Origin of the sequence: Alkalitalea saponilacus, assembly GCF_900168165.1 — a bacterium.
Classification (GTDB): domain Bacteria; phylum Bacteroidota; class Bacteroidia; order Bacteroidales; family Marinilabiliaceae; genus Natronoflexus; species Natronoflexus saponilacus.
Genome location: NZ_FUYV01000001.1, coordinates 190,536 through 202,848, shown reverse-complemented (window position 1 = coordinate 202,848; position 12,313 = coordinate 190,536). Strand labels below are relative to the sequence as shown.

Here is a 12,313-nt window from a genome sequence, read left to right as displayed (position 1 = left end):
CGTTAACCCAAAGGAGTTACCCCTTTTTTTAGAATAATATTTCCATACTTGGCCGTTTCTCCTGTCATAACTACTGCAAAGGCCTCTTTGGAGCGTTCATAAAAAGCAAAACGTTCAATGCGTTTCACTCCATTAATCTGCGGATTGGTTTTTTGCACAGCTTTTATATATTGTTCCTCCACGCTGGAATCCAGCACATCACCATCAACGGCTGCCATCATAATTAACGGATGAGGGACATAACTGTCCAGTTCAAACAGAGGCAATACAGCCTCGAGTATATCTGGAATTCGAAGCCCATCTGCCCGAATCACTCTTTTATTAAATGATTCACCCGGAAAATGTGAATCGGCCAACACTATTTCATCGCCATGCCCCATACGGGCAAGAATACTCAGTAATTCAGGGCTGATAAGTGGTGATATCCCTTTTAGCATGATTTCTATTTTATATTATTATCAATAATTTCTGCGTTAAATTCCATGGTCTTAATATCATGATCATCCGGATGTCTGATGGCCTCCATTAATAGACTAAAAGCCATTTCTGCCATTTCTTTCTCCGGCTGTTTTATAATTAATGTTTTGATGGACGACACAGGTGAAAAAGTATCCGCACCAAAGCTGGCTATGCCGATGGTTTTTAGTCTATCCGGTTCACTCTCCTTTAAATAATTCAATGCACCAAGGGCTAAAAAATGAGAATCAAAAACAATAGCATCTGGTTTTTCTCTAATCCGAAAAAGCTCCTTTGCTATCTCTTTCCCTTTCTGCACACTGAAAGCACCCGGAATGTTTATGCAGTTTAAATAAGACGATTTAATCTCCTTAACGCCCAATGTATAACCCCTTTGCCTGTCCTTGAACAATTGAATGGAAGATGAACCCGAGAAATAGGCTACTTTAGAATAGCCTTCCTTTCCTAGTCTCATAACCACTGATTTAAGAGCAGACTCATTTTTAAGCACCACCGAAGACTTTTTCAACGATGAATTCACCCGGTCAAAACAAACCAACGGAATCTTATATTTTTCCAAAAGATTAAAGTGGCTAGTATCCTGAGTCTCCATTGAATGAGATGAGACAACACCTGCAAGATTTTGCTGTATGATTGAGTGAATAATCTCAGTTTCTTGCTTCAGTGATTCTTCAGATTGAAAAACAGCAACAATATATCCGGATTCAAACGCCTTTCTTGTGATATTACTAACAAAATTTGAAAAGAAGTTATGATGAATATTTGGAACGATTACACCTATAATATTGCTCCCTAAACCCCTCAACTGCAAAGCATTTCGATTTACCTGGTACCCCTTGCTCTCTGCATAGTTAATAACCCTGTCTCTTGTTGCAGGATTAATTACAGAGCTAAATCTCAATGCTCTTGATACAGTAGAATGGTGTAAACCAAGCTCTTTGGCTATGTCTTTAATAGTAATTCGTTTCATAACAGCGAATGCACACGTGTGCATTTGTTTGTAAAATAAAAGTGAAATTCACACAAAATCGTATAAACCTCACGTATCAGACACTATTATTCAATAAAAAATTGCGTTGCACCCAAACACAACCCAAATAAAAATACACATTACTTAAATAATATTCACAAATATACAACAGAATCGCAAATATCCATTTGCAAATTTGAATAATTAGTGTTTAAAAATAAGATAAAAAGAATTCAAGCATAGAAATTTCAAGCAATTTTGAACCATGTAATACTAAGGTTCTAGAACCATTATAAACCACGGCCTTAATCCATACAACTCTCACATTGACAACAACTAACAAACCAAAACGCAGAATAAAGTGCTAAAATAGAATAACCGACGTCTATGTTTTGGAATAATTTAACAAATCTTTAAAGCATCTCAAAGCCCACCAAAATAAACCGAAACAGAACAGAATACACTTTTCTCATCTTTTTTTATCAATTAATACATTTTTTTATTTAAATTTGTTATTGCATAAAAATTAACATCTTAAACAACAAAAATTATGAAGAAAATTTACAATTTAATTGTAGCACTATTCGTGTGCTCTGTTTTAGTGAACGCAGAAGAACCCGTTTACACGAACATTCTTCCTTCAGGAAATTTTGAAGGTTTCGCAGACAAGGCCGCAACAGGGTGGGCTTTTTGGAACAGTACAGAATGGGATTTGGTTGCAAGTGACAACACCCTAGATGCCACAAGCACACAAATGATTAAGGCTGTTGCCAGGGACAATGCAACTAATGCATGGGATGCACAATTGGTATCTCCTACTTTGGACATTACAATTGATAAGGAGTACACCATTACATTCCAAGTCCGTTCCAATGTGGCTGGTCAGGGAAGGATATCTCTTGGCGACAATCAGTTAAGCAATCAGTATTTACCAGATTTTAACACCTCTAATGAATGGGTTGAGTTATCATTTGGACCCTACACCGCCATTGGAGAAGAATTAAGTATTCGATTTGACATTGGATACATAGCTGATGTTGAGTATTATTTTGACAACGTGAGGGTATATACCATCCTTGAGGACGAGAACGGTGATGAAAATGGTGAAACTGGACCAATAAATGTATTTCCTGCCGGAAGTTTCGATGGCTATGCTGACAAGGCTGCTCTATTAACTGAATGGAATCTTACAAATGGACCTGTTGATGAATTGGAGTTACTGGCAAGTAACAATACTCTTGATGATAACAGTGTAAATATGGTTAAATTGGTAGCAGGTACCGGTACTGATGCCTGGAGTCTTCAATTTACAACGCCTGTTATTCCTCTTGAAGAAGGCAAGCATTATGCGGTATCATTTGATATCCGTTCCGAAGGTGTTGGGAAAATGCGAATTTCAACAAGTGCTGCGGATCAATTTATCGATAACCAATACTGGGAAGATATAGATACAGATGAGAATTGGACTAACTTCAGATTTGAATATACTTACGGAGATCCAAGTCGTCCATTAATCGCAGGACCTGCCAACGCGGTTCAATTGAATTTTGACATGGGAACCATTCCGGAAATGACATACTATCTGGATAATGTTAAAGTTATTGAATTAAGTGATGCCACTTCAACACCTGAGTTATTTAAGATAGAAGGATCTCCTGTTTACGCGACAAACGGCAATGTAATCATTGATGACGCATTTGGAAAGAACATTGAAATATACGCTATTACCGGCGTTCGAGTATATGGAGCATCTGCTACCGCAGACAGTGTAACAGTACCTCTTTCAAATGGCATCTACATTGTAGTAGTAAACAACGTAGCCACTAAAGTTCTTGTTAAATAAGTTACTAAGTCCTTTTTCACAGGTTGTGAGAAATATTAAATAAATAAATGGTTGTAAACCAATGTGGTTTACAACCATTTATCTCTCTCTTCAGAGGTGCAATTAACACTTGGTCCCATCTCAAAAAACATTCATTCTTACTATATTATACTTCAAAAGTTTAAATAACAAAACCTCGTAGTGCAATATCTATTGAATATCTCAGAATCTATAAACATATTAGCCGTAGGGTAATATCAACTGCATTATTCCAAATAGTAAAGTGACATCATCCAGGGGTAAACAGATAGAACTCTATACTGGTTAACTCTCAACACTTCGTCTCGCAACGCCCTTATATTTTATATATAGGAAATAAATATCCAAAATTAAAACCCATATATCTATAACCAAAATTGACTTAGCTTAAAAATTTAATATTTTTATATATTTTAAAGCTCAATTGATTGTTAGTCCCGAATACCCCGGAATAGAAATTTAGATGTTAAACAATGGCAAACGCTTTATTATAAGCAAATTACGCATATAGTAGGAAGGCTTTTACATACCTGATAGTCAAGCAGATATAGAAGCTTGACGAGCTATTAAAGTTATTTCATAATATATATCCAAAGTCAGAGTTAAAAGCATGTTGTAATCGTAGTATTAACCCGTAACATCTGGCACAGAAATTCTAACATTACCTAATATAAACACCGTCTTAGTCCTAATCTTTTCAATTAATCATTCGAAAGCAGTCATCTATGTGTGAAAAAAACAAAATATTACACTGAAGATTTTTCCATCTTAGCTAATTAAGAATCAACACGAAATAGTTATATGAACATTAACTTAAATAAACTATACTACCATGAGAAAAAATTTCATTTTATCTTTTTTTGTGCTGGCATTTGCTGTATTACATTCCTGCACTGAAAGAAGCAATGACATTGCTGTTTTTGAACACTTTCGGTACAAAGGAAATGATGCTTTGTTCGACAAAGAATTTGACCCACAGAATCAGTATCTCAATCCCGTATTGGCAGGCTTCTACCCCGATCCTTCCATATGTAAAAAAGGAGATACTTATTATGTCGTGCACTCCTCATTCAGTCTATACCCGGGAGTACCCATCTTCAAGAGTAACGATTTGGTAAACTGGGAACAAATAGGACATGTTTTGGATCGTCCTTCACAATTGGAATTAGAGGGACTACAAATTTCCAATGGAATTTTTGCTCCTGCCATTGAATACAATCCATACAATGAAACATTTTACATGATAACAACCAGTACCTGGGGTATTGGCAACTTTTATGTAAAAACCAAAGATCCAGAACAAGGATGGAGCGATCCGATTGTATTTCCACAAGTTAGAGGTATCGATCCGTCAGTATTTTTTGATGATGATGGAAAAGGATATATTTTGGAATGTGCTGAACCGATGGGCGGAGCCGATTATCGTGGTCAGAGAGCAATCCACATGCATCTATTGGATGTAGAAAATGACGTTATAATAGGAGAACCAAAGGAGATAGTAAGAGGAGGAGCCAGACCTGAAGATAGACCCATCTGGATAGAAGCTCCCCATATCATAAAAAAATTTGGTTACTATTATCTGATTTGTGCCGAAGGGGGAACTGGACTTAATCATTCACAAGTTGTGTTTAGGAGTAAAGATGTATGGGGGCCATACATTCCTTATGAGAACAACCCTATTTTAACTCAACGTGACTTACCTGAAGATCGTGAGGATAAGATAACAACTGCCGGGCATGCAGACTTTGTTCAAGACGAGAACGGTCGGTGGTGGGCTGTTTTTCTGGGTGTTCGTCCCTACGAATTTGATATGACCAATGTTGGAAGAGACACCTATTTATTGCCAGTTGAATGGCCAGAAGGTGGGTGGCCTACAATATTACCGCAAGGCGAACAAATTCCGATTGTTAATAACAAGCCTGGTTTAAATCCTGACCCGAACATTCCGCCTACTACCGGGAATTTTGAATTCATTGACAATTTTGATTCAGAAGATCTTGGCTTTACCTGGATGCACATACGTACACCTCGTGAGAAATATTATAATGTAGGAAGTGGCAAGCTGGAATTACGTCCGCGTGATATCACCACCGAAGAGATTGGCAATCCATCGGCTATTTTGCGGAGACAACAACATACCACCTTTGAGGCTGAGACCAAACTTGAATTTTATCCTGAAACTGAAGCTGATTTTGCAGGCTTCACTCTTTTCCAGAATGAAGAATATCAATTTCTATTTGGAAAAACCATAGTTGACGGAAAAACTTCATTAGTTGTAAACAGACTTGAGAAAGATAAAGAGACATTGGCTACAGTTGAATTAACAGGAAGAGATAGAAACCGTCCGGTTTATCTTAAAGTTACCGGAGATGCAGCCGACTATAGTTTCTTGTACAGCATGGATGGGAAAAATTGGGTAACAATGGTAGAAAATGCTGATGGAAGAAACCTTAGCTCAAGAGTTGCCGGAGGTTTTATTGGAGCTCTTATAGGATTATACACCACCAACAACTTCGAACTGTAACTTTCATTTAGAGTGAAGTTTCAAAGGTGTAAATTTTGAAACGCCTATACAAGAAAAACTCCGAATAAGGGAATTTTCATTCCCTTATTCGGAGTTTCTCTTTTAAGAGCATATTTTCACGGTGCGTTTCGGGCAACCCGGAATCCCTGATCAGGCCCGGATCCATTTGCTTCAAACATACCACGGTAGGAAATTGCACATGCATGTTCTCCACCAATCCAGCCCCCGCCGCGCCAAACTCTCCTGTGACCACTTTCAAGTTCATCATCTTCGTACCAATCCCAACACCATTCTCTCACATTTCCTGACATATCATAAAGCCCAAGCTCATTTGGCCGTTTTTGGCCTACAGGGCGAGTTCTTGAATGATTATTCTCAATATTAACCCAACTCCATTTTCCATCTAAATATATATTTCCGGAATTTCTCCAATACCAGGCAACATCCTTCAGGTTATTAGAACCACTGTATATATAATTATTGCTTTTTATGCCTCCACTGGCAGCATAATCCCATTCAATCTCGGTAGGTAGTCGATAACCATCAGCTGCTTCGTTAATTTTTACACTCCATTTTAAATCATCAAATTCGCTGAAATTATTCAAATCAATTTTCAATGTATCCACAATATAATAGGGCGTAAATCCTTCAACCTCACTACGTCGATTACAATATAAGATACACTCATACCAACTAACCATATCAACTGGGAGGTTGTCCCCGGAAAATTGTGACGGGTTATATCCCATCACCTCAATCCATTCTTTCTGTGTTATTTCGTATTTACTCAAAAAAAAGTCTTTAACAACAATGTCTTTCCCAAAAAAATACGAATGTTCATTTTTAAACTCACCTCCATTTATTAATATCAACTCATTGGAAGCATCTTTTTTACACCCCGATAAAATCAATACAGGCATCAGCGCCAAATAGAAAAAAAATTTCTTCATTAGTAAAATATTAACAAGTTAATTTCTAAAATCCAGTCAATTGAAAACAATCCTGTTATGCATTATAAAATTAATAAAATAGAACAGTAACACATTCCTGGTAATTAAGATTTATCCATACAACTATCAAAAAAATAATGAGATCTATAATCACAATCAGGGTTGTGAAGTATTTTCCATTGATTTTATATGATCATATTTTAAAATTCTGCCCGACAAAAAAATTGTCGGGCAGAATAAAACTAAATGCTTTTATGCCATTTTATGCTTAAAACATTAAACTTAAGAATCTATTGAACTGGTACAAACCTCCAATGCGAATTGTGATGGTTGGTGTTTGCCCATTGACCTACATCAGAGCCGTTGGAAGTTCTTCCCATACCATCAAGGTATAATCCGGTTCCTCTGTTTCTTAAACGGTAATAACCGCTTCCTGCAGACTCAAGGCTCCATTGTGCATTGTTGTGATTTGTGTTAGCCCACTGTCCAACATTTGCACCATTCTCATTTCTTCCCATACCATCAATATACAAACCTGTACCTCTGTTTCTAAATCTTTCAAAACCACCGGAAGCTTCTCTAGTCCATTGCGCGTTTTGGTGATTGGTGTTGGCATATTGTCCGAGGTCGGCTCCATCAGAAGTTCTACCCACTCCATCTAAAAACAGTCCTGTTGCCCGGTTTTGTATCCTATAGTAGGTAGCTCCACCACCACCGGTATTACCGCCATCTCCAGTTCCTTCACCTGCACTCCATACGGTTGCATTTACCGAACCCTGGCTGTTCCCGCCATATGCTTCTGTAAGTAGAATCGCATATGGAGACATATCATTTAAATGATATCCAAGATTAGCCCAGGCATTCACATGATTTGCGAAAGTAATAGTGCGATTTTGCCCAACAGGAACCTTAGATCTTCTTGTACTGTATATTTGGGTAAAAGTCTGAGTTCCTTCGATAGACGGGGCATTTACCCTGGTATCAGTATAGATATCATAAGTTGAACCGTCGCTGTTAACAGTCCCAAGGAATCTGCCATAAGTAGGTCTTTGAGTACCCCAGCTTTCATTTACATAATACTCAATCATTGGACTTCTGGACCAGCCATAATATCCAAAAACGCCACCACCACTATGGTTATGAACACCTATATTATAACCAATAATTCTTGTTTTGGAACCGGAACTCCATCCTTTTCCACAAGTAAAATTACCATTGTAATCCCAAGAAACACTATAATTTCCTCCTTCTCCGTTTCGGTAATCTATCCAGCCACTATGGTCATCTGTCCAAAGTTGCCAGAAATATCCATCATGTGTACCCGAATCATATGATTTAAGGGTGACATCAGACATTTCATCGTTCATTAAATCTGCGTCAATGATATCTTCAGAACAACCAGCAAACATAAAAACTAATGCTGCTGCAATAAAAAAAACTTTTTTCATAATTTTTGTTGGATTTTTATCAGTGTAAGGCATAAAAGCATTCATTTTGAATTGTGTTTTTTACTATTTACAGACTAGTTTTAAAAAATGTAAAGAAATCAACTGGGGAAACCTTTGGTGTGATGATAGAGAGTAACGCTCACATTTTTTAGCGTTCAAATATACTTTTTTATATTTAACCAGAATACAAATTCAGCTATTATTTTTCTTACTATCCTAAACTATTATATTGTTTATCTAAAAAGAGCTCGTACTACAATACCCTGATATTGCGCACTCTAATCAATTTGATAACCATTAATTGCATATAATCCTAAACAACAATCTATAAAACTTTCACCTATTCATCTAAAAAATGAAATTTGAATCAAAATTTCATCAAACTTCCTACATGTATTTATTTATTTACTGTTAAAATAAGAAGCATGAAAAAATCAACTTCAACATCCTTTATTATGATTTCTATCTTACATAATTATCTCTTTTTGCAAATTTAATATCTGATTTCATAAACACGTTCGCTCCGGATTTAACTATTTTTGTTTTTATTTTTTAGTTTTTCAATAACTCATTATAACTACCACGAAGGGTACACCTGAAAATGTCATTATAGATGCTCAACATGAACCTGCCTAACACAATTTGCATATTGAGGAGCTAACCGATATAAAAATTTTGAACAGAAAGTATAATTGATATTGATAAAACAAATTGCATCACGATTAATCTCCTTATTCAATTACGTTAATAGCAAATTCGTATTAACGTAATTTGTGTTTTAATCCCTGTTCCAACGGGATATACCTTGAAACCGAATGATAGGTTCTAGGGGTTCTCTATTTGCCAATACTTCAGTCAGATATCATTTTTATTTAATTTAAACCTCTAATTATGAAATTATTTCGACTCTTAATTCTGTTATTAACCTTAAACCTATTGCCTTCAATGGTTGCTGCCTGGCCGGGCATGGAACTCCCGCCATTACACGTTGATGGCAGATATTTAAAAGATCCTTGTGGGAACAACGTCCTTTTACATGGCGTTGCAATTACGCCAAGTCCTTGGTTCAACGGTTGTATGTATGGCAACGAACACTGCAGGTGGGAGAATTATGATGTACAGGGCTGTTTGAATTACAATTTTGCCATCATCAACCGATTAACCGATACGTCTGATGGATGGTACCTAAACTACATAAGATTGCACATTGATCCCTATTGGACAAATGATCCTGGCCCTCCAATTTCAGAGCATGACATTTCCAGATTTAATTTCAACCGTTTGGTACAATATACCGATGAAGTGATCATTCCTTTAATCAACCACGCTCATTCGAGAGGCTTATACGTGGTGCTGAGACCACCCGGAGTTTGTCCTGAAAGAATCTCTGTAGGCGATGCTTACCAACAGTACCTGACAACTGTTTGGGATTTTCTTTCCCAACATCCTCAGATCAGAAATGCAGATCATGTAATGTTTGAGATAGCCAATGAACCGGTAGAAATTCTGGGCACAAATGGTGTATGGGGAGGTACATCTCAGGCCCATTTCGATGCCTTAGTGAATTATTTTCAACCTATTGTTGATTTAATAAGAAACAATGGTGCAAATAATATTTGTTGGATTCCTGGCACGGGGTGGCAATCGCACTATGCGGGTTATGCAAACAATCCTATTACCGGCGGGAATATTGGATATGCAGTTCATATTTACCCGGGGTATTGGGGAGGAATAAGAAACTATCAGGATTTCCTAAATGGATGGAATGTAAACGTTAAACCTGTTGCAGACATAGCGCCAATAATCATAACAGAAACGGATTGGGCGCCGCAAAGTTATAAAGATGCCGGGCATTATGTTTGGGGAATTGGAAATACTGGGGTTGCAGGTGGCCAGGGATTCGGAGCTAATTTTAAATACATAGTTGACCAATCCGGTAACGTAAGTTGGAATGTTTTAGCTCCTGAGAACCTTATACATATGGGAGATCCAAATGGCGCAACGGCCTACAACAATGACTGGGAAGCAGTTGCAGCACCTGTAAAGCAATGGTTCTCCGAATATGCGGCAGGTAACATTCCAACCAGTAATTGTGAACCATTAGCAGGTTGCAGCGGAAACGTGCAGGATGGGATATACACAATATCAGCAAAACACAGCAACAAATGTCTGGATGTATATAACTTCTCCATGTCGGATGGAGGCAACATTGTTCAGTGGAGTTGCGGAAACACAGAGAACCAACAATGGCTAATTCAGCAAAACAGTGAAGGATACTACTCAATCCGAAGCTTATACAGTGACAAATGTCTGGACGTGGCAAATTGGTCAACAAATGATGGGGCCAATATTCAGCAATGGAGCTGTAATGGACAAGAGGTTCAGCAATTTTGTCTACAAAGCACTGGCGATGGGTATTACACCATCGTGAATAGAAATAGTGGAAAATGTATTGATATAACAGATTTCTCTATGGATGATGGTGCTAATGTACAACAATGGACTTGTTATAATAACGATTGTCAACAGTTTGCTTTAACACCTGTAACAACGCAAACAATTGCCAATGGAACGTATAGTATCCAGAACAGAAACAGCGGACAAGCTCTGGACAGCTATAATCTCGGTACAAGTGATGGTACTAACCTGGTACAATGGCCAGGAACAGGGCAAACCAATCAACAGTGGACCATCACTCACGTTGAAAACGATTTCTACCGAATTTCTCCTGTTCATGCACCAACCAAGGCCCTGGATGTAATTGATTATTCCTCTGCAGATGGAGCCAATGTGCAATTATGGGAATATTGGGGAGGTACTTGTCAACAATGGCGTTTCATCGATGTTGGAAACGGATATTTTCAGATAGAAGCTCGCCACAGCGGCAAACTTCTTGAAGTAGCAGGTGCATCCTTGGACAATGGAGCCAATGTTCAACAATGGCCTGCCAACAATCACCATTGTCAACACTGGATACTATCATCCTTGCGAAGTGCATCATTACTCGAAAATGAAGTCGGTTCTGATAATGAAACTGCACTGGAAGTTCAGGTTTTCCCCAATCCTGTTACAGATGGGAATGTTACCATAGTACTACCTAAAACGAAGATTGATGCTAGCAATGAAATAATTATAAACATCATGAATTTGCAAGGAAGCACAGTTTATTCAACAAAAATTTGTCGTAATCATAGCATCAATATATCATTAAACTTAATACAAGGTCTGTATATATTAGAAATAAATGATGGAGATGAGAGGTATGTCCAAAAGTTAATTATAAAATAGAGAGTTCCAATTTCGCAAATTTTAATATGTAAAAAAAGGCTGTCCTCGTTAGGACAGCCTTTTTCATTTAATTGCACTAAAAAACTACAAGAATATCTCTAAAACAAATTTCCTTAGAAATTTGACTTCATTGTTTTCAAAACTCTCATAACAAAAATAACCTATACTTGCAAGAAGTATCTTTAAAATCAGATATTTCATTTCTAATTATGAGTAAATCTTCAAAAAGCTGAATTGTTATTTACTTATTTTAGGCAGATTTAACCCCAAAGACACTATAGCAACCTAATAAACTGAACAATACAAGACCAAAATATTTTTTCATCTCTGCTCTAGTGGTAATTATCCAATAAGCCCTATCCATATTTTAAAACACCAATAAAAAAAGCTTCCACGTAATATTACTAACTTATTTTTCCCATCGAATCATCTTATCAAATAGATAGCAAAACTTACAAATACGCTCCTAATAACCAGAAAAGGCTCTAGTTTATAATAGCGTTTCTACTTTCAAGGGCAACCTCATGGGACAGGGATTAATACCCCGGTCTAAACTATAAGAACAAGGAATTAAGCTGCCCTTCACAGGACGAATATGAAATACATCACTTCAGCCCAAGGCGTTGCTTTGGGCTGAATTAATTTAGGCTTTCAGCCTGTTGGAAGACACAATCTCAATGCGCAGCATTGTTTTGGGTTGGATTAAATAAGGCTTTCTGCATTGGAAATACTTTTGGCATTGATGTAGCGCACAGATAAAGGATCTTGCTTATTGCAACGCCATTGAGTGGCCAG

At 37.3% G+C, this 12,313-nt stretch carries 7 protein-coding genes; 3 read left to right on the top strand and 4 right to left on the bottom strand.

Annotated elements, in window-relative coordinates; all coding sequences use genetic code 11:
• Nucleotides 1–2 precede the first annotated feature (2 nt).
• Together fucU and B5X70_RS00810 are read right to left on the bottom strand one after the other, a co-directional pair.
• On the bottom strand, nucleotides 3–437 hold the full coding sequence (gene fucU / locus B5X70_RS00815) for an L-fucose mutarotase (protein ID WP_079555956.1): 435 nt from the start codon (nucleotides 435–437) through the stop codon (nucleotides 3–5).
• A 5-nt stretch (nucleotides 438–442) separates the two neighbouring features.
• Complete coding sequence (locus B5X70_RS00810) at nucleotides 443–1,447, bottom strand: LacI family DNA-binding transcriptional regulator (protein ID WP_159449971.1); 1,005 nt, start codon at nucleotides 1,445–1,447, stop codon at nucleotides 443–445.
• A gap of 550 nt (nucleotides 1,448–1,997) precedes the next feature.
• On the opposite strand from B5X70_RS00810, the gene B5X70_RS00805 reads away from it, so the two are divergent.
• Both B5X70_RS00805 and B5X70_RS00800 read left to right on the top strand, forming a co-directional pair.
• Complete coding sequence (locus B5X70_RS00805; protein ID WP_079555954.1) at nucleotides 1,998–3,290, top strand: carbohydrate binding domain-containing protein; 1,293 nt, start codon at nucleotides 1,998–2,000, stop codon at nucleotides 3,288–3,290.
• An 850-nt stretch (nucleotides 3,291–4,140) separates the two neighbouring features.
• Nucleotides 4,141–5,832, top strand: coding sequence for a glycoside hydrolase family 43 protein (locus tag B5X70_RS00800; RefSeq protein ID WP_079555953.1), 1,692 nt, complete (start codon nucleotides 4,141–4,143; stop codon nucleotides 5,830–5,832).
• Nucleotides 5,833–5,948: 116 nt separating this feature from the next.
• Here the strand turns inward: B5X70_RS00800 and B5X70_RS00795 are convergent, their stop codons facing one another.
• Both B5X70_RS00795 and B5X70_RS17825 read right to left on the bottom strand, forming a co-directional pair.
• Nucleotides 5,949–6,782, bottom strand: a complete 834-nt coding sequence (locus B5X70_RS00795; protein ID WP_079555952.1) for a formylglycine-generating enzyme family protein — start codon at nucleotides 6,780–6,782, stop codon at nucleotides 5,949–5,951.
• Between the two features lie 290 nt (nucleotides 6,783–7,072).
• Nucleotides 7,073–8,230 (bottom strand): glycoside hydrolase family 11 protein, encoded by a 1,158-nt coding sequence (locus B5X70_RS17825; RefSeq protein ID WP_159449970.1) that lies wholly within the window; start codon nucleotides 8,228–8,230, stop codon nucleotides 7,073–7,075.
• Nucleotides 8,231–9,121: 891 nt separating this feature from the next.
• Here B5X70_RS17825 and B5X70_RS00785 point away from each other — a divergent pair.
• Nucleotides 9,122–11,518: an RICIN domain-containing protein gene (locus B5X70_RS00785; protein WP_079555951.1), complete on the top strand. Its 2,397-nt coding sequence runs from the start codon at nucleotides 9,122–9,124 to the stop codon at nucleotides 11,516–11,518.
• The last annotated feature ends 795 nt before the right edge of the window (nucleotides 11,519–12,313 follow it).

Excerpts from the sequence above, each read along its gene's own strand:
- fucU (WP_079555956.1), bottom strand. The coding sequence starts at position 437 with ATGCTAAAAGGGATATCACCACTTATCAGCCCTGAATTACTGAGTATT.
- B5X70_RS00810 (WP_159449971.1), bottom strand. The coding sequence starts at position 1,447 with ATGAAACGAATTACTATTAAAGACATAGCCAAAGAGCTTGGTTTACAC.
- B5X70_RS00805 (WP_079555954.1), top strand. The coding sequence starts at position 1,998 with ATGAAGAAAATTTACAATTTAATTGTAGCACTATTCGTGTGCTCTGTT.
- B5X70_RS00800 (WP_079555953.1), top strand. The coding sequence starts at position 4,141 with ATGAGAAAAAATTTCATTTTATCTTTTTTTGTGCTGGCATTTGCTGTA.
- B5X70_RS00795 (WP_079555952.1), bottom strand. The coding sequence starts at position 6,782 with ATGAAGAAATTTTTTTTCTATTTGGCGCTGATGCCTGTATTGATTTTA.
- B5X70_RS17825 (WP_159449970.1), bottom strand. The coding sequence starts at position 8,230 with ATGAAAAAAGTTTTTTTTATTGCAGCAGCATTAGTTTTTATGTTTGCT.
- B5X70_RS00785 (WP_079555951.1), top strand. The coding sequence starts at position 9,122 with ATGAAATTATTTCGACTCTTAATTCTGTTATTAACCTTAAACCTATTG.